Source organism: Deltaproteobacteria bacterium (genome assembly GCA_016933965.1).
Classification (GTDB): domain Bacteria; phylum Desulfobacterota; class Syntrophia; order Syntrophales; family UBA2210; genus JAFGTS01.
This window is the reverse complement of record JAFGTS010000006.1, coordinates 1-22,055: the sequence shown is the minus strand read 5'-3', so window position 1 is coordinate 22,055 and position 22,055 is coordinate 1. Positions and strand designations below refer to the sequence as shown.

17 protein-coding genes are annotated in these 22,055 nt (G+C 55.1%); 7 read left to right on the top strand and 10 right to left on the bottom strand.

Annotated features, from left to right (window positions below):
* Positions 1 to 96 precede the first annotated feature (96 nt).
* The 9 genes from JXO48_01280 to JXO48_01240 all read right to left on the bottom strand — a co-directional run bounded on the left by JXO48_01280 (position 97) and on the right by JXO48_01240 (position 12,981).
* The gene (locus JXO48_01280) at positions 97 to 552 is read right to left on the bottom strand and encodes an NAD(P)H-dependent oxidoreductase (protein MBN2282500.1); all 456 of its coding nucleotides are present in this window, start codon (positions 550 to 552) and stop codon (positions 97 to 99) included.
* A gap of 33 nt (positions 553 to 585) precedes the next feature.
* The gene (locus tag JXO48_01275; GenBank protein MBN2282499.1) at positions 586 to 1,386 is read right to left on the bottom strand and encodes an alpha/beta hydrolase; all 801 of its coding nucleotides are present in this window, start codon (positions 1,384 to 1,386) and stop codon (positions 586 to 588) included.
* 38 nt (positions 1,387 to 1,424) lie between these two features.
* Positions 1,425 to 3,116, bottom strand: a complete 1,692-nt coding sequence (locus JXO48_01270) for a long-chain fatty acid--CoA ligase (GenBank protein MBN2282498.1) — start codon at positions 3,114 to 3,116, stop codon at positions 1,425 to 1,427.
* Between the two features lie 327 nt (positions 3,117 to 3,443).
* Complete coding sequence (locus tag JXO48_01265; protein MBN2282497.1) at positions 3,444 to 4,694, bottom strand: YcaO-like family protein; 1,251 nt, start codon at positions 4,692 to 4,694, stop codon at positions 3,444 to 3,446.
* Positions 4,695 to 4,795: 101 nt separating this feature from the next.
* Positions 4,796 to 6,949 carry a 4Fe-4S dicluster domain-containing protein gene (locus JXO48_01260; GenBank protein MBN2282496.1) on the bottom strand — a complete coding sequence of 718 codons (2,154 nt, stop codon included), beginning with the start codon at positions 6,947 to 6,949 and terminating at the stop codon, positions 4,796 to 4,798.
* 195 nt (positions 6,950 to 7,144) lie between these two features.
* Positions 7,145 to 8,119 carry an electron transfer flavoprotein subunit alpha/FixB family protein gene (locus tag JXO48_01255; GenBank protein ID MBN2282495.1) on the bottom strand — a complete coding sequence of 325 codons (975 nt, stop codon included), beginning with the start codon at positions 8,117 to 8,119 and terminating at the stop codon, positions 7,145 to 7,147.
* A 22-nt stretch (positions 8,120 to 8,141) separates the two neighbouring features.
* Positions 8,142 to 8,912 (bottom strand): electron transfer flavoprotein subunit beta/FixA family protein, encoded by a 771-nt coding sequence (locus tag JXO48_01250; GenBank protein ID MBN2282494.1) that lies wholly within the window; start codon positions 8,910 to 8,912, stop codon positions 8,142 to 8,144.
* 127 nt (positions 8,913 to 9,039) lie between these two features.
* Positions 9,040 to 11,010 (bottom strand): acetate--CoA ligase, encoded by a 1,971-nt coding sequence (gene acs / locus JXO48_01245; protein ID MBN2282493.1) that lies wholly within the window; start codon positions 11,008 to 11,010, stop codon positions 9,040 to 9,042.
* Between the two features lie 663 nt (positions 11,011 to 11,673).
* Entirely contained in the window at positions 11,674 to 12,981 is a 1,308-nt protein-coding gene (locus tag JXO48_01240; GenBank protein MBN2282492.1) for a hypothetical protein, read from the bottom strand.
* A gap of 302 nt (positions 12,982 to 13,283) precedes the next feature.
* Between JXO48_01240 and JXO48_01235 the strand changes: the two genes are divergently transcribed.
* The 3 genes from JXO48_01235 (at position 13,284) to hflX (ending at position 17,673) form a co-directional block, all read left to right on the top strand.
* Positions 13,284 to 14,210, top strand: coding sequence for an SHOCT domain-containing protein (locus tag JXO48_01235; GenBank protein ID MBN2282491.1), 927 nt, complete (start codon positions 13,284 to 13,286; stop codon positions 14,208 to 14,210).
* A 438-nt stretch (positions 14,211 to 14,648) separates the two neighbouring features.
* Positions 14,649 to 15,875, top strand: a complete 1,227-nt coding sequence (locus tag JXO48_01230) for a hypothetical protein (protein MBN2282490.1) — start codon at positions 14,649 to 14,651, stop codon at positions 15,873 to 15,875.
* Positions 15,876 to 16,026: 151 nt separating this feature from the next.
* Positions 16,027 to 17,673, top strand: a complete 1,647-nt coding sequence (gene hflX, locus JXO48_01225) for a GTPase HflX (GenBank protein MBN2282489.1) — start codon at positions 16,027 to 16,029, stop codon at positions 17,671 to 17,673.
* 31 nt (positions 17,674 to 17,704) lie between these two features.
* On the opposite strand, the gene JXO48_01220 is transcribed toward hflX, so the two are convergent.
* Positions 17,705 to 18,496, bottom strand: coding sequence for an SDR family oxidoreductase (locus JXO48_01220; GenBank protein ID MBN2282488.1), 792 nt, complete (start codon positions 18,494 to 18,496; stop codon positions 17,705 to 17,707).
* Positions 18,497 to 18,889: 393 nt separating this feature from the next.
* Between JXO48_01220 and JXO48_01215 the strand changes: the two genes are divergently transcribed.
* Genes JXO48_01215 through JXO48_01200 form a run of 4 tightly spaced genes read left to right on the top strand, consistent with a single transcriptional unit; the run spans position 18,890 to position 21,861 of the window.
* The gene (locus tag JXO48_01215) at positions 18,890 to 19,456 is read left to right on the top strand and encodes a 2-oxoacid:acceptor oxidoreductase family protein (protein MBN2282487.1); all 567 of its coding nucleotides are present in this window, start codon (positions 18,890 to 18,892) and stop codon (positions 19,454 to 19,456) included.
* A 2-nt stretch (positions 19,457 to 19,458) separates the two neighbouring features.
* Positions 19,459 to 19,755 carry a 4Fe-4S binding protein gene (locus JXO48_01210; protein ID MBN2282486.1) on the top strand — a complete coding sequence of 99 codons (297 nt, stop codon included), beginning with the start codon at positions 19,459 to 19,461 and terminating at the stop codon, positions 19,753 to 19,755.
* Positions 19,748 to 20,956 (top strand): pyruvate ferredoxin oxidoreductase, encoded by a 1,209-nt coding sequence (locus JXO48_01205; GenBank protein MBN2282485.1) that lies wholly within the window; start codon positions 19,748 to 19,750, stop codon positions 20,954 to 20,956. Before JXO48_01210 ends, JXO48_01205 begins: the two co-directional genes overlap by 8 nt.
* 5 nt (positions 20,957 to 20,961) lie before the next feature.
* Entirely contained in the window at positions 20,962 to 21,861 is a 900-nt protein-coding gene (locus JXO48_01200) for a pyruvate synthase subunit beta (GenBank protein MBN2282484.1), read from the top strand.
* The last annotated feature ends 194 nt before the right edge of the window (positions 21,862 to 22,055 follow it).

The following is a 22,055-nucleotide window of genomic DNA, read 5'->3' as shown; positions in this document are numbered from 1 at the left end:
TCTCATCATATATCCCTGAGATCACTTCGTAATAACGGAGGACAGGTTAACACTTAATCCGTAATCCGTAATCCTTTTAATCCGTAATCCCGACGTTCAATATATTCCCGCGTCTATTCCCCCCGCCAGGACCTGGCCGAGTTCACGGCATCTGTCGAGGGTCTCCAGTGTCAACACCCCTCTGGAGATCACGGGCTCGTATACTTTCTTGAATTTATAACCCAGGGCGATACGTTCGATGCTGTTCAGAGCACCGGTGCCATCGTTCCCTGCACTGATGAACACCACATAGGGTTTTCTGAACACCTTCCCCTCGGCGGGATAGAAGGTACGGTCAAAGAAATCCTTCACGGCCCCCGACATGTATCCGAAGTTTTCAGGCGTTCCCAGGGCGATCCCCTCACAATCGAGCAGGTCATCGATGCCGGCCTCGCCGGCCGTTTTCATCATCACTTCAGCCGTTTCAATGCTGAGAACTCCCTCACGCACCGCTTCGGCCATCCGTTTCGTATTCCCCGTCTGAGAGTGATAGACAATAAGTATTTTCGCCATGATGAGCTCCTTTTGATCTGCGATCACCGCTGGTCAGCCCCGGCCGGAAAGCCCGCGGGAAATATCTTCCACAAATTCCGTGACGGCGGCGTTGAAGGCAGCCGGGTCCTCCAGCATGGGGAAATGACCGCAGCCGGGAAGAATGGAAAGACATGAACCGGAAATGGATTCGTGCAAAAAGCGGGAGAATCGGGGCGGCATCATTTTATCCGCGTCGCCGCATATGACCAGGACCGGTATCTCGATCCGGTGCAGGTCATTCGTGATATCAAATCCGTCACAGGCTTGAAAATCGTTATAGAGGACATCGGGCGGTACCCGTGAAAATCCTTCGATCAGGATATCCCTCAGGCTTTCCCGGTTCTCCTTTGCAAGGGCGAGCTCAGGGGCAAAGGCGATGAAGGACGAGTAATCCCCGCGAATCCCCTCAAAGACCATCGGACTGACCGGCATGACGGCACCGCCGCCGACGGCGATCACGGCCGCGGCATCGCCGCCGTGCTCAAGTCCATAGGAAAGAGCCACGGCGGCACCGAGAGAATGCCCCGTGACGACCGGCCTTTCCAAGCCGAGCCCCTCTACCAGGTTTCGTACCCGGGACACGGAACAGGCGATGGTCCGGTCTCCCTCGCCCTCGGACCGGCCGTGACCGGGAAGATCGAGGGCCACGATATTATAGCGGTTTCCCAGTCCCTCAAACTGCGCGGACCAGACATGATGGTCCCCACCCGAACCATGAATGCACAGGAGAGTCGGGCGCCCTCGCTCAAGCCCCCCGTCATTGACCGCGTACGCGACGTTGATTCCTTCGATCGTCTCGTATGCCACCTTCATATCGCAACCCTTTCCCCGTGCCGGCGTTCCCGGACGGATCACGCATCCCGCGCAGTGTCTTTCAATGCCATCCGGTCGATCTTGCCCGCTCTGGTCCGGGGAAGCTCCCGGCGAAATTCGATATGCGCGGGCCACTTGTATTTTGCAAGCTTATCCCTGCAGAAGGCCAGCAGCTCCTCTTCCGTGACCGTCGCGCCCTCCCGGGGAACCACGAAGACCTTGACGGACTCACCGCGCCGTTCATCGGGCACGCCGACGGTGAAGGTTTCCCGAACCTTCGGATGCTGCGTGAAGACATCATCGATATCACGGGGGTAGATATTATATCCGCTCGATATGATGACGTCCTTCTTTCTGCCGACAATGTAGAAAAAACCGTCCTCGTCCATGGTGGCGATATCACCGGTATGCAGCCAGCCCTCCTTCAGCAGCTGTTCCTCCTGACCGGACGCGTCCTTATATCCTTTCATGACCTGAGGTCCCCGAACGAGCAGTTCACCCCGTCCCCCCGCGGGCACGTCATCGGTACCCGTATCCAGGTCAACGATCCGGCATTCCGTGTCGGAAATGGGAATCCCCACGCTTCCCACCTTCCGTGACCTCCCCGTTACGGGATTGACGTGGGTCACCGGCGATGTTTCCGTCATTCCGAACCCTTCCATGATAGCCACGCCCGTTGTTTTCTCAAAGTCATGCATGACCTCGACCGGCAGCGGCGCTCCGCCCGAAAAACAGCCGACCAGGCAGGACATGTCTGTCCGCCGGAGAGCGGGTTCTTTCAAAATTCCGATAAACATGGCCGGCACCAGCGGGGCGAAGAGCGGCCGATATTTTCTGACCGCCGCGAGTATGGCTTTCGGCTGTGGCCGCGGGAGCAACACGGTGGTCCACCCCAGGTAGACGGCCAGGTTCATCACCGCCGTCAGGCCGAAGATATGAAAGAATGGAAGGGCTCCCAGGATCACCGTTTCTCTGCCGGCCACGTCCTGAAACCACATTCTGAGCGCCTGCACCTGGGTACTGAGATTCCGGTGGGTCAGCATGACGGCCTTCGACACCCCTGATGTTCCTCCCGTATACTGATACATGGCGATGTCCTCGCCTTGAAGCACCGGAGAAACAGCAGTCTCCTCACCGGTTCCCCTTTCCATGCAGGTCTTCCAGGAATAGACATCCTGATCCCGCCTGACGGAGGCGGCGAGATTCATGCGACCTCCCACGAGCCGGAAAAGAATCTTTTTTGCGCGGGGAAGATAGTCGCCAAGCGAGCAGTGGATGATCGTCCGTATGGACGTTCGAGGGCGGAGCGCGATCATCCGGTTCGCAAGAATGTCAAGGGTGATCAGGAGCCGCGAACCGGAATCATTGAACTGACGTTCCAGTTCCGGATCACTGTACAAGGGATTATTGACCACGGCGACGGCGCCTGTTTTCAGGACGGCAAAATAGGAAACGACCAGGGGAACGACATTGGGAAGAAGGATGGCGACGGAATCTCCGCGGGTTATCCCGAAACGGCTGAGACAGGCGGCACATTGATCGACCATATCCTTCAGTTCCCTGAAGGTGATCCGGTATCCCTCAAATATCAGCGCCGGCCTGTCGGGGAAACCGGCCGCGGACCGGTCGAGGAATTCGGGCAGGCATGCCGGCTCGTATTCAATATGTTCGGGGATCCTCCGGTCATAGAACTTCAGCCATGGTTTATCACGACAGGTAATGCGAAGCATGGTCACCAACTGTCATATTCATTACCGCGAAACAGGCTGTCATACTTTGCTTCGGTAATTTACACATCACATGTCTTGATGGACGTGATCCGGTATCCAGACAAATCATGGATTCCCGCGTTCGCGAGAATGACAGCTCGGTCGGATAGTGTCTGCCAGAGTAATAATAAATTACAGGTGAAAAAGCCAATCAAAAAAGCAACCGGCCTTTGTCTATCACCCCTGAGATATCTTCAGAAAAATTGAAGGCAGTTTGCGCGATTCCCGATTCCCGAATTCCGAATCACGATCCCCGCCTCCGACGAAGGAGGATGTTTCACGACGTCATCAATCCTTGATAAAGGAAAGTACGGGACTAAAGTCGAGATACCCGTTTTTCATCCCTGAAATGAGGACCCGCGCGACAGGGATGGCCAATTCGGGATGGGTCAGGTCGAATCCCACGACACGGTGCGACCTCGACAGAGACGAAACCAGGCTCTGAAGGTCCCGGGGGAAAGGTTCGCCGGCCTGCTCGACAGGCAGCGGTTCCCCGCACCGCCCGGTCCAGAATGAAGCGGGAGGTTCGTCTGCGTACCTCTCGGGATGAATCCGTTCCCTGATATACCTGATAATGGGGAAATGCCGGCGGCGGGTTTTCCACTCACTGAAAAAGGTAAAGGACCGTTGCTGGATGAGTTCCAGGATCGCCCCGGTCAGAGCCGTACGAAGATCCGGATCAGCCGCCATGCCGGTAACGTGGATACGGCAATAGCGGTCCCAGCTGACCGCGATGGCCGTGTACACACAGTCGACATGGTTCAGATGAAATCCCCTGAGGGTGAGGTCATGGGCGGCGAAGAGCCGAACCCATGCATCAAGATCGGGGTCCCCGGCAAGGAGCAATTCCGTCGGCATCGGTCCGTCCCCGCTCAGGAGGCGATACTGAGCGTCACGTTCGACCACTTCGCAGATCCCCGATATCAATGCTTCATCGAGGGAGGGTCCCGCCGAGAGGCCGTTGGAAAAAAAGAAACCCAGGCGCTTTGTTTCAAATCCCTCAAAAGGGTACGCTGAGTCCGGCATATCCATAAGAACACAGTCGACGGGTGCCGCCACCGATCTTCCGCTGATCACATCGGTCCCGCAGTACCACTGCAGCTTTTTGTCCGGCGAAAAATGAACACCCGGCGGCAGATAGAAATCCCTCGGATCAAGCGCGATGGCTCCCAGATCATGAAACGTATCTTCCCGTACCCGTTCAACCAAGCACCCGGGGCCGGCGCTGTAACGCTCGATGGCTTCCATGATGCAGGAAACGCGGGCATCTTCGTGACCGAGTCCTTTCCCTGAATGGACACAGCAGAAATCAAGCTGTCCCCATTCCTTCATGGAAGAAAGCGCACATCCCCGCAGGTCGGTGGTTCGCACGGTCAGATACACGGGAATTCCCAAATCATCCGCAAAACTGATATCAAGGGGAGGAGCCGCTCCGATGCAGTGCAACAGCGGCTCGATCCGTGCCAGAAGTTCCTTCGCCGGGAGCGCTCGCCATTGAAACTTCCTGTTCATGCTTTCTGGATCAAACCCTTCATACATGTCATGTCCCTCAAAAGGATCCTTTCAGGCGCCACAAAAAAGCCCCCGAAGGCACAGCCTTTTCGGGGGCTTCTGTTTCATGGCGATTCCCTGAGGTGCGGCTACTCGGTTTTTTCCGCCGCATCGGCCGGGCTTTCTTCGGCCGCTCCGGTCTCTTTCGGTTTTTCTTCAAGGCCCATGGCAGCCCAGACTATTTCCGCGATGTCGAGGGCTTTCATCTCTTCTTCCTTACCCCGGTCCTTGATACCGTCGGCCATCATGGTCAGACAGAAGGGGCATCCGACGGCAATCGTCCCGGCATTCACCTCGATCGCCTGATCGGCTCTCATATCGTTGATCCTCTCGCCGATATCCTCTTCCATCCACATTCTGCCGCCGCCGGCGCCGCAGCAGAAACTCTTCGCATAATTCCGTTCCATCTCAACAAGTTTCATGCCGGGGACGGCGTTCAGGGTCTTTCGAGGCTGTTCGTACACGTTGTTGTACCGCCCCAGGAAACAGGAATCATGATAGGTAAAAATCCCTTCCACCGGCTTTTTCAGCTGTATCTTTCCCTGAGCGATCAAGTCGGCGAGAATTTCCGAATGATGATAGACCTCATAGTTGCCGCCGAAATGGGGATAATCCTTCTTAAGGGCATTGTACCCGTGGGGACAGGAACAGATGATCTTTTTCACACCGTAGCCGTTCATGGTCTCGATATTCATCTGTGCCAGGGTCTGATAGAGGTACTCATTCCCACCCCTCATGGCGGAGTCGCCGCAGCACCCTTCCTCGGCCCCGAGGATACCGAAACTGACACCGGCGGTTTTCAGAATCTTCGCCAGAGCGATGGATACCTTCTTGGCACGGTCGTCAAAGGAGCCGGAACAGCCGACATAGAAGAGGTACTCAACATTCGGGTCCTCGGCCAGGGTCTTTATATCCAAGCCCTGGGCCCACTCACCGCGCAGATGGGCACCAACTCCCCAGGGGTTGGAATTGTTTTCCATGTTCCGGTAGGTCAGCTGGAGTTCCGGGGCGAAATCGGCATCCATCAGTACCTTGTACTGCCGCATCCCGACGATCTTCGGCACGTGCTCGACGAAGGCGGGACAGTTCTCCATGCAGTACATGCAGTTTGTACAGGCCCACAGTTCGTGCATATCGATAACTTCACCGAGCAGGGCCTTTTCCGGCGCCGGGATTTCGGGTTCACCCTCTTCCCCGGCCGCTTTTCTGGCGGCCATGACGATCGGCACCCTCTCTTCCCAGTGTTTTTTAATATCCTGGATCAGCTTCTTCGGCGACAGGGGCTTACCGGAGAGATAGGCCGGGCATCCATCCTGACAACGGCCGCAGCGCGTGCAGGCATCGGAATCAAAGATCTGTTTCCAGGTAAAATCTTCAAGCCGCCCCACACCAAAGGACTCGGCCGTTTCGAAATCGGCTATCGGCTCGAGATAGCCCGCCGGCTTCAGCGACTTCATGTACTGGTTCACCGGTGTGGTAATGATATGAAGCAGTCGGGACCATGGCAGATAGGCGATGAAGGCAAATGTCAGAAAGGCGTGGGTCCACCAGAGAACTTTATGGAAGATCCGTGCCGTATCAAAGTTGACGCCCGTGAAGGTCTTTGACAGGGCATAGCCGACAAATGACCAGTGGCCCCAGGTAAAACCATCGACGTTGACGTTGACATGGAGCCGCAGGGCCTCAATGAAAAATCCCGTCACCACGATGCCGGCGATGATGATAAGCACGATGGCGTCATCGGCCGTATTGTCGGGTATACCCCGGTATCCAAGAAGATCGGGTTTCTGAATATACCGCCGCATCAGTGCCATAACGACACCGATCAGAACGGCAAGCCCGAATATTTCCATTGTTAATGAAAACCACAGATAGAAGGGTCCGTGAAAGAAGGGGAGTCCGATGTGAAACTGGGTTGCGTCAATGGCGGCGCCGAAGATTAAAACAGCAAATCCAAAGAAAATCAATGCATGCAGAATGCCGGCGTATGACTCTCTGAAGGTGCGCGCCTGCAGCAAACCATTAATGATGAGTGCCTTGATCCGTTCTCCCGGCTGATCCGTCCTGTCTTCCGGTTTCCCGATAGCCTTCCACATCTGCCAGCGCCGGTACAGTCCATAACCGAATATGACGAGAACAATGGCTGTCAGAATGAAGAGAATCGGTTCCGTCGGAAACGGGGCGTTCCAGAAAACTTCTCTCCCTTCGTTCCCTACCGTGTATATGTGTCCACCGTGTGCCATAACGCCTCCCTCTCACTTAAATACGCTTCATGACGTCTATATCGAACGAAAGGCCCGCTGGGATACTGCCATGCATTCCAAAGGGGCTCTCGATTATGTCGCGTCATCATTTTCCAGTAAAAGAACAAGTCGGTGCGGATCGCGGTAATGAAGCGGCGTCCGGGGGAATACCCCGGACGCCGAACATGTCCGCTGTTACATGATTTTCTTCGCTGCGTTCGTGATCTCGGGAACCACCTTGAACAGGTCATCAACGATACCGTAATCGGCCTTCGCGAAGATGGGAGCTTCCGGATCCTTATTGATCGCGACGATGTATTTCGAGGAGCTCATACCGGCCAGATGCTGGATGGCGCCTGAAATACCGCAGGCAACGTACAGGTTCGGGGACACGACCTTGCCCGTCTGCCCGACCTGATCGCTCTGGGGCCGCCAGCCGGCATCAACGGATGCTCTCGACGCGCCGACGGTGGCACCGATCACGCCTGCCAGTTCTTCCAGAATAGTGTAATTTTCCGGTCCCTTCATACCGCGCCCGCCTGAAACGATCTTGTCGGCCTCGGTGAGGTCGACCTTGCCGCTGGCGTCCTTCTGGACTTCCAGGACCTTTGTTTTCAGGGCACCGGCATCGAGTCCGGCGTCAAATTTGACAACTTCGCCTGCTTTCGCGTTTTCCACGACGGCAAACACGTTGGGCCGCAGGGACGCCATCTGGGGAGTCACGTCGGTCACGACCTCTCCGAAGCACTTACCAGCGTACATGGGCCGCTTCGCAAGAAGCTTGCCGTCGGCGATGCCGAGTTCCACGCAGTCTGAAGCCATTCCCGTGGCCAGCGCACCGACCAGTCGTGACGACAGGTCTTTCCCCTGTACCGAGGCACCGAGAAGCAGGATGGCCCCATCGTTTTCCTTGACCACTTTCGCGACGGCCGCGGCATAAGCATCGGTCGTGTATTGCGCAAAGGCGGCGTCATCGGCCACATATACTTTATCAACACCGTATTTTCCCAGCTCGGGAGCCAGTCCTTCGACACCGGACCCCAGGAGAACTGCGCACACTTCAACTCCCAGTTCATCGGCCAGTTTTCTCGCCGCGCTGGCTATTTCGAAAGAAACCTTACGTAAGGCTCCGTCTCTCTGTTCCGCTACAATCCATACACCTTTTGCCATGATTCATCCACCTCCCTTTCTTTTATATTACCTTGGCCTCTTCCCTCAGAAGCCTGACCAGCTCGGCGGCTTTTGCAGCCGGATCATCGCCGGCGATGATCTTACCGGGAGCTCTCTCTGGAGGGGGCGTCATTTTGGCAACCTTTGATTTCGGGGCCACGGAAACACCGAGTGCCGCCGCGTCCTTCACATCGACGGGTTTCTTCTTTGCCTTCATAATACCCGGCAGTGACGCATACCGGGGCTCGTTCAATCCCTTCTGCGCCGTGACGACACAGGGAAGGGGACTTTCGATAAGGAGCTGGGCACCTTCGATCGGCTTTACGGCCTTGATCTTTCCCTCTTCGTAATCGATCTTCGTTACGACCGTTACCTGAGGAAGACCAAGAAGTTCCGCCAGCACCGAACCGACCTGACCGTTGTCATCGTCGATCGCTCTCATACCGCAGTAAATGATATCGGGATTGACACCCTTGATCGCCGCGGCAAGAGCGGCCGCCGTGTTGTAAGCATCAGCATTGTCAAGGGCCGGATCGCTGATATGAATGCCCTTTTCGGCGCCCATGGCGAGAGCGGTGCGGATCGACTCAATAGCACGAGCCGGACCGACGGTCACGATCGTCACTTCGCCGCCCTTCGCTTCTTTCAGCTTCAAAGCTTCTTCCACGGCATACTCATCATAGGGATTCATGACCCATTTGATCCCGCCTTCGTCGATACCGGAGCCGTCCGGTTTCACCTTGATCAACGCTTCCGTATCAGGAACCTGTTTTACACATGCAACAATGTTCACAACAACCTCCTTTCGCGGACAAATGATTTCCTGCCTTGCGTCCAGGACCACTCATCCTCAGTTTTTTCATGCAAAGATTTTAAATGGGCCGGACCGTCGTGAAACGGCCCGGCCCCGTGTGCTGCTCTCAGACTCTGTTATTGACGATGTCGTCAACGACCGACGGATCGGCCAGGGTTGAAGTGTCTCCCAGGTCGGAAATTTCATGGGCGGCAACCTTTTTAAGGATCCTTCTCATGATCTTGCCGCTTCTCGTCTTGGGAAGTGCGTCGGCCCACTGGATCTTCTCAGGGGTGGCAATGGGACCGATCTCTTTTCTGACATGCGCCACCAGCTCTTTCTTCAGTTCATCGGTTTTCTCGACACCGGCGTTCAGGGTCACAAAGGCATAGATCGACTGACCCTTGATCTCATGCGGATAGCCGACGACGGCCGCTTCGGCGACCTTGTCATGGGCGACGAGGGCGCTCTCAACCTCTGCCGTTCCCATTCTGTGACCGGAAACGTTGATAACGTCGTCGATCCGACCGGTGATCTGGTAGTAGCCGTCCTTATCCCGCCGCGCACCGTCACCGGCGACATAGTATCCGGGGAACTGCTCAAAGTAGGTTTCCTGGAATCGCTTGGGATCGCCATAGACGCCTCTCATGATCCCCGGCCAGGGCTTCTTCATGCACAGGGCGCCGGAGGTGACCGTTTCCGTCAGTTCCTTGCCCTCGTCATTGAGCAGGACCGGCCAGACACCCATGTAGGGAACCGTGGCCATGCCCGGTTTGATATCGATCGCGCCGGGAAGGGGCGTGATCAGAATGCCGCCCGTCTCCGTCTGCCACCAGGTATCGACGATGGGGCATTCACCGCGGCCGATCAGGTTGAAATACCAGTTCCACGCTTCGGGATTGATGGGCTCGCCGACGGTACCGAGAATCCTCAGTGAGGATATATCGGCGGCCTTCACCCAGGTGTCGCCTTCCTTGGCGATGGCACGGATGGCCGTGGGTGCCGTATAGAAAATGTTGACCTTGTATTTTTCGACGATCTTCCAGAAGCGGCTCATGTTGGGATAATTCGGAACACCCTCGAACATGATCGACGTCGCCCCGTTACAGAGCGGTCCGTAGACGATGTAGCTGTGTCCCGTTACCCAGCCGATGTCGGCGGTGCACCAGTAAATATCGCCTTCATGGTAATCGAATATCATCTTGTGAGTGTAGGCGACGTAGGTAAGATAGCCACCGGTGGTATGCATGACGCCCTTCGGTTTTCCCGTGGAACCCGAGGTGTAAAGGATAAAGAGGGGGTCTTCCGCCTCCATCGGGACCGGCTCACATTCGGCGTTCACTTTCGCCATTTCATCATGCCACCACAGGTCCTTTCCTTCCGTCCAGTCGCACTTGATCTTGTCGCCGACCCGCTCAACGACGACGACCGTCTTCACCGACGGACAGGTCGTCAGGGCCGCGTCGGAGTTCGCCTTCTGGGGAACGGCCTTGGAACCACGGAAGGTACCGTCACAGACAACGAGAAGTTTCGCTTCGCTGTCCTGGATCCTGTCCCGCAGCGCATCGGAGGAAAATCCGCCGAAGACGATGCTGTGGATCGCGCCGATCCGGGTACAGGCAAGCATGGCGATGGCAAGCTCGGGGATCATGGGAAGATACAGACAGACCCTGTCGCCCTTTTTGATCCCGTGGGCCTTGAGCACATTGGCGAACTTGCAGACCTGCTCGTGGAGGTCCTTATAGGTGAACGCCTTGTCCTCACCGGGCTCGTTGCCTTCCCACTGGATGGCAACCTGGTCGCCTCTCTTTTCCAGGTGCCTGTCGAGGCAATTATAAGAAACATTGAGCTGACCGCCGTCGAAGTATTTGACATAGATGGGACCTTTTCTCATGTCGAAATTATAATCTTCAGCCTTGTCCCATTTCTTGAACCACGTCACATACTCCTCGGCGACCTCACCCCAGAATCCCTCAGGATCTTCGATCGATCTCTTATAGAGTTCCTCGTACTGCTCCTTGCTGCTGATCCACGCACCCTTACGAATCCACTCCGGTACGGGATAGACATCCTTCAACTGCACCTTCTCTTCTGCCATAGTCCAACTACCTCCATTTTTTTGCTATTTAATGGTCTTCCGTCCTGTCCTTATGCTCGATTAAAAATGCAAAGATTCAAAAACCAGACAGATAAACAAAGGTCATAATATGACTCAAGGTCACATGACACTAACTCACGGAAGGTAATCAAAAAATGTATCCACTGTCAAGAAAAAAATAGGAAGAACAACGGACTTTCAAAAGAGGGGCCGAATTAACTCAAAACCTTTGAAAACAAGGGAAGCAGGGAACCGGTAATGGGACGGAAAAAACATCCTCACAAGCGGTCAACGCCGGTCGAATTTCCGGGGTGTGAACACCCTCTTTTCTGAACGGCGAGGGGTATTCAAAATGCCCGATCGTGAATACGCCGCTGCCCTTATGCTCGAACTCACTCTAAAATCCAGTTGTTGCTTCACACACCATGAAAGCGATTGAAAGGCTGATCGGGATCAGAGTAAACGAGACAGCTACGTAAAAAGTCCATAGGCAAGGCGCGCGAATCCTGAGGAATGAGGCGTACTGTTGCGTACGTCGCAATGACGAAGGATGAAGCGCAACGCAGCATATGGACTTTTTACGAAGTTGTTAATCTTTCGGCAAAAAAAAGGCCGGAAGCAGATGCCCCCGGCCTTTTCCGAAGTACGTGCTACAGGGTGTCCTTAGAAGCTTAAGGACAGGCGGGTGCCGATCTCGTAAGGATTGGCATCGTCTTTCGCCTTACCCGTCGTTGCATCGCCGGCAAAGAGGTAAGCGGCGACGAAATCGAGGTTCAGATTTTCCATCAGGTTGTATGTAACGATCAGGTCGACTTCCGTTCCCAGGTCGTCCTCGCCATTGGCATCATCCTCAGCCAGCGTGGCATACCACAGGTCGAGGGTCACGGACAGTTTGTCCATGGGCTTCGCAGTGGCACCCAGGTTGACGGCCATGATGTCGGAAATCCCGTCGGCACAGGAACCGTTAGAGGCCTGCTCGTCAAATATGCCAAGACCCATGATCTCCGCCCAGTAATAGCTCTGACCGGCGGTAACGGTGAAGGCATCCAGGTCATCACCATTGAAGATGACCGTTCCCAGGCCGTCTTCCTGGCCGGTGGCATAGAAGAACTCGCCATGGACACTGGCCATATCGGTAACATCAGCACTGCCGCCAAGGGCTATGAGGTATGCACTGACATCAACGGAATCCGCGGGGGGCGCAACCCCATAAATGGCCTGATATACAGCAGCATTTACATCGGCATCACCGAACTCGTAAATACCGGTAAACCACACACTGGCAGCACCCAGGTCGGCGTCCACATCGAGACCGAGGTAGTAGACATCACAAGACTCTGCTATTGTAAGAAGGGGATTTCCCAGATTGACGCCCCAGCCATTGATATCCTGCGAGGTCATCCACACCGCGTAGGGGCTCACTGTGATCTTGTCCATCTTGATGATGGGAGCGAGGACGTAAACATCGACGTCCCGGTCGTTCATGTCCTTGCCGGCGCCGCCTTCAAAGGCCTTCACCCATACAAAGGGAACCAGGAGGTTGTCCTTGAAGTAGGTGACCTTCAGTCCCGAAGCGTCGTCATCGAAGAGGAACCCGCGGCCAAGGACGAAACCCTGGATACCGGCCTTTATGTTCACTGAAGGAACGGTGAAATCAACGTAGGAGTTTTTGATCTCGAAGACCTGTCCATCGGACCCGATGTCTCCCAACGGACCGGTGCCCCACACTGCATCAAACTCGAACTTGTTGACGAACTTGAAATAATCGGTGAATTTCGCCGTGTAATAGAGGCGGGTCCGGGTATCGACCTGCTGCAGGTCCATGGCTTCCGAATCGTCACCGGTAAAGTTTTTCTCCATGATGGCGCGCGTACGCCAATACCCGCCAAAGATGTTCTCCAGTGCCGAGGCGGGCATGCTGAATGCCACGACAAGGCCCAGAGCCAAGAGTACTACGAGTACTTTTTTCATATCTATTTCCTCCTAATTGTTCATTAGCTTAAACCCGTTTACTGTGCCGTTTACATATACAACATTTTTGTTTTCCGAAACCACCCCCTCCCTTTTGTATTTTTCGCATAACTATACGCCTGAATTTCCAATGTTGTCGCGAAGCTACCATCGCTTTTCCCGCTTGTCAAGTCATTTTTTCCCATTGACATTCCATTCTTTTCCCCCCTATATACGCTTCAAGAGACAAAAAAACACCGCTTCGGCGCAGGCCACAGCCATGAATCGGCCCCCCGCCCATCACACGTGAAGGAGTTCTCGAAATGAGGAATTTTTTGATATTATTGATTATAATTGCTTTTTCTGTCGGATGCACCGCCTGCACGGAAGCAGAAAAGATAAAAAAGGATTTCTCCGATCAACTTCAGAGCATCGGAACGGACCGGTATCTTGATGATCACGAATTTGTTTCACCGGCCGATCCACCGGTCCGGATCACCATGGACAGGACCTTGGACTTCATCGGCACCGTTGAAGAGTCACGGAACATAGAGCGGCAGGGAGGGGTCGGAACCGCTCGCGACGAGGCACGAATGAGCAAGGTTTCCCACCTTTTCGGACTTCCCGGCACGTCGGGCGTCCTGAAAGAGGGGGTGGTAATCCGCATATACTCCCTCATCGGTGATCCAAGCCTGGTGACGTTCGATTCCTCTCGAAACTGGATCGATACCGGCATCGAGTCGGGGAACATCAATATACTGGGCGATGAATACCGTTACCAGCTGTATACTTCGTCGCGCCTGTTTCCCGACGATGAAGTCGACATTCTTACCGCAAAGGGATACACCGTCCCCGAATGCCTGCTGGTAAAAGCCTTCGACAAGCGGATCGATTTCGGCAATAAATCCGTTCTCTACATCATGTATTTCGAAGTACTCGATGCGGCTCGCTGTGAGGGCATGGTGGAAGCCAGGAACGCCTCCCCCGAGCAGAAACAGTTTCTCGGGGCATTCGTGAAGAGAAGCAATGACAGCATTCGATTCTCTCCCTACGCGGGAACCATCGGCGTCGTCACGTCACCCGAAGCGGCATCGTCACCGGCGGTCACGCAACCCGCCGTAACGGAACAACCTGCTCCTGCCGGGGATATCACGACAAAACTGGAGACCCTGAAGGGACTCCTTGACAAGGGGCTCATCACCGAGGAGGACTACGAACGGAAAAAGAAGGAGTTGCTCGAACAATTCTAAGGGGCTTCCGTTCAGGCTTCATCACTTTTTAAGCGACCATTGAAATGTTTCCGTGGGATTCAAGAATTTCTATCCTTCCTTCGTAAAAGAGGAGATGGGGAAGGATTTTCATATTAAAATCCCCCTTGATCCCCCTTTGCCAAAGGGGGATCTGAAGGAACACTGGATATCACAGGTTTCACGTTTTTCACTTTGTCACTCTGTCGCTTTGCCCCTCTGCCACTTCCTTTAACGTTTCGGACTGTCTAAAAAGGGAACGGCGGCACCAAAAAGGCTATAAAAATAATTTCTTGACACAATAACAAGGCATTGATAGGAAAGAATATCGGAGGAAAAGGCTGGTTCTGATAGAAAAAAGGGAGGTATAGTTTACACAGGGACATTGGAACAGGCAAGTTCCGAAAGGGTTTTTGCTCGGGTATTTGGGAGGATATCTCGGTGAAAAAACCGATTATGGGGCTGTTTCTTCTGACGGTGTTCTGTCTTACCGGCATACCCGTCGAAGCAACGGATTCTTATCATTTTATATCAGATACTGTCTATACGGATTCATCCATCTGTGCGGCAGAGAAATATCGTCTGTCGGGCATCCAAAGGGTTCCCCTTTTTAAAACCTCCCACCGCCTGATGCCGAGCGAAGCGACGAACCACACAGGAACGGAATTCCTGTCCGGCGTCAAGCCTTTTCAAAGCGATCCGACCATCCTGCGTTTCATGACCACCTTGGGTACTGTTGATATCGGATACGTCCGTGCCCGTGACGCCTGGGGAACGGGATTCGGCTCAACATCGAAGAGCGGTCCCCGGATAATCGTTACACCCGCGGAAAGTCCCGTATCGCTGGTTTTCTTTACGGAAAAAACGATGGAACAGACGTCCGATCCCATCCTGCCTTTCACCGCCGACGACAGATACGCGGCGGGCGCCGTTTACCGGGATGAGGAAATAGAAGGTGGAATGCTCTATACCCTGGTCATCGACAACGGGGACGAACGGGTTCGTTCCGGATCACGGACGCGGTACCATATCCTTTCACCCTATTTCAAAGCCAGTATGGGACCGACCTACCTGGAAGGTCAGGTCAATTATGCCTGGGGCACGGTTCAAAACGACCTTGAGCGGAAGATATCCGTGGGATACGCGGAAAGTGACATCGCATCCTACTCATGGTACCTCAAGGCGAAGTATGACCTGGGACAATCATTCGTTGGGGCGATGTACGCCTTCGTCAGAGGTGACGATCCCGACACGGACAATGTGGAAGGAGTTTTGACCGGGGGAAACGGCTGGGATCCCTGCCTGATCCTCTGGAACGACGCCCTCGATCACTGGGGGAAGGAATACGGGTTCTCACCGGATGAGGACGTAGAAATATCCATGACGAACGCCAGTCTTTACCAGTTGTTCTTCGGAACATCACCCTTCGATGAACTGACCCTGACCGCCTCCTATACGTTCGCCCGGGTAAACGAGAAAAAAGGAAGATTGAACGCTGATTACGGCCAGGAGATAGATGTCACGGCAACCTACAAGCTTTACGATAACCTCGACTACATGATCGGGTTCGGATACCTCATGGCGGGAGAGCCGACCAAGGATGCCGGAATCAGCAATGAGGGCAATGACGATTATCTTCTGCTGAACAAGCTGACGGTGAACTTCTGAACTTCCCGGCTGAAAAAGGACAGACAGGACAGCGACCCCGGCTTTGCCCGGGGTTTTTTCTGTTGAATGGTTCAATGCGCCATGGTAGGCTGAAAAACACAGGGACCCTCAATAAGGGGACCGTTGGTTTCATACAAGCGAGGTGCCGGCAATAAACAGGATCTACGGTAACGTAACCGGGCTGAAAGCCGCGGAAATCAGAAAGATACAGCAGCTTTACAGAAGAAAAATCCCGCCACGGACCATCCTTCCCCATGATCTCGCCAGAAACCTGACCGAAATATCGCGCGATATTAACCGTCAGATCGGAATCCTTGTGAGCCGACGTGGTGAAATCAACTACGTGATCTGCGGAGATCACAAAGAAATCGTCATACCGAACCTGGATGGATTCAGGGCTTCATCAACACGGCTCAAAGGCCTGAGACTGCTGCACACCCATTTGAACGGCGAATCACTCACCAGGGACGACCTGACGGACCTCGCCATGCTCCGTCTCGATCTGGTCTGCGCCATAGAGGTGGATGACAAGGGGCTTCCGGGGAAGGTTCACACGGCCCATCTCATTCCGGAAAACCAACAGGGAACTTACTGGTTTCAGATGGAACCGGCACGGCCGTCGGAACTCGAAGTCGACTTTCTTGAATTCATCCAGGCCCTGGAAGACGAAATGGCACGGAAACAGACGGCGCGGAAGGTCGATTCCCGGAACCGCGCCATCCTGGTCAGGGTTGAAACGGACCTGCGTCTTGACGGTGAGAACTCCATGGCGGAACTCAGGGAACTCGCGCGTTCCTCGGGTGTTGAGGTATTCGATTCCATCGTTCAGCACCGGGACAGGATCGACCCCAAGTATGTTCTGGGCAGGGGGAAACTGTCTGACCTGGTGATCCGGGCCCTGCAGATCGGCGCCAATATTCTCATTTTCGATCACGAGCTGACACCGGCACAGATCCGTTGCATCGCGGATTTCACCGAGCTCAGGGTCATAGACCGCACACAGCTGATCCTCGACATTTTCTCACAACGGGCGCATTCGAGGGAAGGCAAGATCCAGGTGGAACTGGCCCAGCTCAAATATCTGCTCCCCCGCCTGATAACCAAGAACACGGCCATGTCCCGGCTCACCGGCGGCATCGGGGGTAGAGGCCCGGGCGAAACAAAGCTCGAGATCAACCGGCGGAGGGTCTACGACCGGATCAACCATCTCGAAAAAGAGCTGAAAACCGTCAGGAAGGGCAGGAACCAACGAAGAGAAAAAAGGAAGCGAAAGGCACTTCCCGTCATTTCCATCGTCGGCTACACGAACGCCGGCAAATCGACGCTTCTGAACATGCTGACCGACAGCTCCGTCCTGACAGAAGACAAGCTCTTCGCCACCCTTGACCCGAAAAGCTCCCGCCTCCGATTTCCCCGGGATACGGAAGCGATCATCACCGACACGGTGGGATTCATCAGAAATCTTCCCAAGGAGCTTTTTGCGGCTTTCCGCGCCACACTGGAAGAACTCCACGAAGCGGACTTGCTTCTTCACGTCGTCGATATATCGAACCCGAACTTCGAAGAACATATCGAGGCCGTCATGACGATCCTTGAAGAACTTGACCTGATGCACAAGAACAGGCTCCTTGTCTTCAACAAGGAGGACCGGGTCTCCGACAAGACACTGCTGAAAACGCTCTGCGACCGATACAGGGCAACGCCCATATCGGCCCTTAACCCGGAAACGTTCCCACCTCTTCTGGAGCAGATGGAATGGGTCATCGGGGATTCGGGATTCGACCTCACTAATCCGTAATCCGGTAATCCCTAATCCGCTAATCGTATTTTCACATCACCCCCTTATACCAGCCCCCGTCTATCTGGATCGCCGCTCCTGTGATGTACCCGGAACGTTCCGAGGCAAGAAAGGTGACCAGGCTGGCGAATTCCTGCGGTGTTCCAAGCCTGCCCATGGGAATGGCGGCCTCCCACCGGGCGATGACCGCCTCGGGTGTCGTATTCTCCTTCCCGGCGACGGCCGCGGCGAGATTTCTCACTCGATCCGTGAGGGTGTAACCGGGACATACACTGTTGACGGTAATGTTGAAGGGGGCCAGCTCGGTGGAGAGGGTCTTCGCGAGACCGATCACACCCGATCTGATCGTGTTTGAAAGGATAAGGCCATCGATGGGCTGTTTCACCGAAATGGAGGTCATGTTGATGATCCGCCCCCATTTTCGTTCCTTCATGACCGGGATCACTTCCCGGGTCATGACGATGGTGCTCAGAAGATTCAGCCTGAACCCGAATTCCCACAGACCGTCATCGATCTCGAGAAAGGGGACCGATGGGGGACCACCGGCGTTATTCACCAGGATATCGAGGCTCCCGAACCGATCCAGTGATTCGCGGACGGCTTTTTGTGCCTGCTCTGCATCGGCGAGATCGGCGGCGACGGCATATATCTCGCCGCCCGTTTCGCCGGCGATCTCCTTCACCGCTTTCGGCAGTTCAGGATCATCGAGGGCGCAGATGGTCACCCGTGTTCCTTCCCGGCACAGTTCCATCGCCACGGCTTTACCAAGCCCCATGCTCCCGCCGGCGACAAAGGCCGTCTTACCCTGTAATCCAAGATCCATCGCAACTCCTCCTTCAATCTCCCTTTGGTCTTCCGGCTTTCTACTCACCGGATTCCCCCGCCCGGCGGGATCTTTTATCCTGTAACAGATACCCCGGAGCGCGTCAACAGCTCAGAATCAGTCAAAAATAGCTGTTGACATTCCGAACCGTTTGGTATAGGAATTGCGGAATTCTTCATGGTTATACCATGACAGGCCGGACGGAACGAACAGTGCAGCGAAAAAGCCTTTTATACCTCTTGTGCCTCGCTCTTACCAGGGTGACATACCCGTGGCCTGTTCATCGTTGGATGTAAAGGAAGAAACAGAGAAGCAAGGAGGCCATGGGTGACTCACCCATGGCCTTTTTTTTACCTGTACACGCACGCCCGGGGCGTGCATGAGGGAACGGCCATGTATGAAATCATCTGGTACGGCAGGGGCGGACAGGGTGTCGTCCTGGCATCGGAGATCGTCGCGGAATCAGCCTATATTCAGGGCTTCAAGGGAGTGACGACGGCCCCGACCTTCGGTCCGGAGAGACGGGGGGCCCCGCTGACCGCCTCAACGAGAATATCGGAAGAGCCCATCCGGACCTTTTCACAGATCGAATACGCCGATTACGCCGTCGTGCTCGACGAATCACTCCTCGACATCATGAACATCCCGGAACGGTTGAAGGAAACCGGGACCATCATCATCAACACGTCGCGCTGTCTGGAGGACCTGTCATTGAACGGCTGCCACAGCGCCGTTGTCATCGATGCCGCCCGCATAGCCCGGGAACAGCGTCTTTTTGTCGGCGGCCTGCCGACGGTAAACACGCCGCTTGTCGGGTCCTTTGTAAAAATGTCCGGATTGATCACGCTGGACAATATTCAGCGGGGGATCAGGAAAAAAATGGCCGAAGATCAGGCTTACGCAAATTTTGAGGCCATCAGGATCGCCTACGAGCGAACCGGCGCACCGAAGGAAGACTGACAATGGAGAAACAAGACACGAATATCGCGGGTATCTGCTCCCCGGCCATCGGTGAAGCAGGGAAAACGGGGGACTGGAGCGATCTGAAACCGGTCATCGATCACACCAAGTGCATCCCCTCCTCAAAGAACAAGGCCGCCTGCTTTCTCTGCTGGCTCTATTGTCCCGACGGCGTTGTTTCCATGTCCATCCCGGTGCGGATAAATCTCGACTACTGCAAGGGGTGCGGCATCTGCGCGGAAGAATGCCCACCGAATGCCATCAGGATGGTAAGAAAGGTGGAATGTGACGATGAGTGACGTCAGGATCATTACGGGTAACGAGGCGGCGTCCCTGGCGGTCAAGCTCGTGAAACCCCATGTCATAGCCGCCTATCCGATCACCCCCCAGACCAGCCTGTCGGAAAAGCTCTCGACCTACGTGGAAAGCGGAGAGCTGCGGGCCGAATATGTCCGGGTTGAGGGTGAACATTCGGCGTTGACGGTCTGTATCTCGGCGTCGACCGTGGGGGCCCGGGTCTTCACCGCGACGAGCGCCAACGGGCTTCTCTACATGCACGAACAGATCCACTGGGCCGCCGGCTCGCGGCTTCCCATCGTCATGTGCTGCGTGAACCGCGGCGTAGGGGCACCCTGGTCCATTTTCAACGACCAGCAGGATTCCTTTTCCCAACGGGACGCCGGGTGGATCCAGATGTACTGCCGCAACAACCAGGAGATCATCGACACGATCATCCAGGCTTACCGGATCGCCGAATCGGTATATATTCCCGTCATGGTCTGCTACGACGGGTTCGTTCTGTCCCACACCATGATGCCCGTGGAAATTCCCGAAGAAAGTACGGTGCGGGAATACCTGCCGCCGTACAAGCCGCACACCGAGATTTCGCCGGAACACCCCCGGACCGTCAACCCCGTCTTTTTCCCCTGGCGGCGGGAAAACGCCGAGGGGGTCCTGTGCGACGGCTACATGGAAATGCGCTACAAGCTGCAGGCGGCACTGCTGGACTCGGCTCCCGTCATCGAGCGGGCGAGCGATGAATTCGCCCGGCTCTTCGGCCGTGATCACGGCGGCATGATATGGGAATACCTGACCGAAGACGCCGACATCCTCCTGACAGGCATGGGTTCCATAGCCGCCGAGACGACCGTCGCCGTTGACGCCCTTCGAAAAGAAGGAATCAAGGCCGGTGCAGTCGGCATCAGGGTTTTCCGTCCCTTCCCGATATCAGAAGTTCGAAACGCCTTCGCCCGGGCGAAGATGATCGTCGTATTTGAAAAGTGTGTCAGCTACGGCTTCACCGGAGGCATGTCGACGGACCTGAAATCGGCGCTTTACGGCAGCGAGGTGAAGGCGCCTGTTCACAACTACATCTCTGGGATCGGCGGCCGTGACGTCAAGGCACGGGAATTGTCAGAAGCGGTGGCGTCCTCCATCGAAATGATGGAGCGGGGAGACCGGGACAATAAAACATTCTGGCTGAATTGTCACACGGGGTAGAAGAAATGCAGGAAAATATATTCAGAATAAACGAAACCGAATACATACTTCCCGGCAACCGATCCTGCCAGGGATGCGGCCTTTCCCTGGCCTATCGTTTCATCCTCAAGGCGCTTCGGGAAAATACCATCGTGGCCATTCCCCCCAGCTGCCTCTGCGTTCTCCACGGGCTTTATCCCGTCTGCTCGGTCATCGTTCCGGCGATCAACATCACCTTCGCCGGAAATGCCGCCTCCGCCTCGGGGATAGTCGCGGCCCTGAAGGCACTGAACCGTCCCGACATCACCGTTCTGGCGCTCACGGGAGACGGCGGCACCTATGACATGGGAATCCAGTCGCTCAGCGGCGCCGCCGAGAGAAACACGGATTTCATCTTTGCCTGCTATGACAACGAAGCCTATATGAACACGGGAACCCAGAGGTCCGGAGCGACACCCATGGGAGCACTGACGACCACGACGCCCATCCTGACCAAGCAGGAAAAAAAGAAGGACCTGATCAAGATCATGGAAGCCCATGATATTCCCTACCTGGCAACCGTATCACCCGCCTATCCCGCCGATCTTTATGACAAGTTCGTCAAGGCAAAGAGGATCAAGGGCACCCGGTATATCCACATCGACACGCCCTGCCCCCCGGGCTGGGGATACCCGGCAAAGGACACGGTACGGATCGGAAAACTCGCGGTGGAAACGGGCGTGTTTCCCCTCTTTGAGATCGAGGACGGAAAATTCCGGTTCACGGGAAGAAGCGAGACACTGGCCAAGAAAGGCAAGCGCCAGCCCGTCGTCAGCTATGTCGAGCGGCAGAGTCGTTTCAAGAAGATGAGCATCGAGCAGCTCAATCGCTTTCAACATCACGTTGACAGCCGGTGGGATGAATTCGTTCGGCGCGCCGAATCGTGAGCCGTCCCCGGAGACTTCGTAAAACGTCCATATACAAAGGCAGGGATCGGGATTCGAGAGTCGGGATTCGGAAAATAGTTGATCGTTATTTCGCTTGACGCTTCATTATGATGCACTCGCAAAAAGTCGATTCTGCTCTGGCTTGTCATTCCGTGCTTGACACGGAATCCAGTATTTTTAAGCAGTTATGGGCT

Excerpts from the sequence above, each read along its gene's own strand:
- JXO48_01265 (MBN2282497.1), bottom strand. The coding sequence starts at position 4,694 with ATGTATGAAGGGTTTGATCCAGAAAGCATGAACAGGAAGTTTCAATGG.
- JXO48_01280 (MBN2282500.1), bottom strand. The coding sequence starts at position 552 with ATGGCGAAAATACTTATTGTCTATCACTCTCAGACGGGGAATACGAAA.
- JXO48_01260 (MBN2282496.1), bottom strand. The coding sequence starts at position 6,949 with ATGGCACACGGTGGACACATATACACGGTAGGGAACGAAGGGAGAGAA.
- JXO48_01240 (MBN2282492.1), bottom strand. The coding sequence starts at position 12,981 with ATGAAAAAAGTACTCGTAGTACTCTTGGCTCTGGGCCTTGTCGTGGCA.
- JXO48_01215 (MBN2282487.1), top strand. The coding sequence starts at position 18,890 with ATGTATGAAATCATCTGGTACGGCAGGGGCGGACAGGGTGTCGTCCTG.
- JXO48_01255 (MBN2282495.1), bottom strand. The coding sequence starts at position 8,119 with ATGGCAAAAGGTGTATGGATTGTAGCGGAACAGAGAGACGGAGCCTTA.
- JXO48_01205 (MBN2282485.1), top strand. The coding sequence starts at position 19,748 with ATGAGTGACGTCAGGATCATTACGGGTAACGAGGCGGCGTCCCTGGCG.
- JXO48_01210 (MBN2282486.1), top strand. The coding sequence starts at position 19,459 with ATGGAGAAACAAGACACGAATATCGCGGGTATCTGCTCCCCGGCCATC.
- JXO48_01275 (MBN2282499.1), bottom strand. The coding sequence starts at position 1,386 with ATGAAGGTGGCATACGAGACGATCGAAGGAATCAACGTCGCGTACGCG.
- JXO48_01220 (MBN2282488.1), bottom strand. The coding sequence starts at position 18,496 with ATGGATCTTGGATTACAGGGTAAGACGGCCTTTGTCGCCGGCGGGAGC.
- JXO48_01235 (MBN2282491.1), top strand. The coding sequence starts at position 13,284 with ATGAGGAATTTTTTGATATTATTGATTATAATTGCTTTTTCTGTCGGA.
- JXO48_01200 (MBN2282484.1), top strand. The coding sequence starts at position 20,962 with ATGCAGGAAAATATATTCAGAATAAACGAAACCGAATACATACTTCCC.
- acs (MBN2282493.1), bottom strand. The coding sequence starts at position 11,010 with ATGGCAGAAGAGAAGGTGCAGTTGAAGGATGTCTATCCCGTACCGGAG.
- JXO48_01270 (MBN2282498.1), bottom strand. The coding sequence starts at position 3,116 with ATGCTTCGCATTACCTGTCGTGATAAACCATGGCTGAAGTTCTATGAC.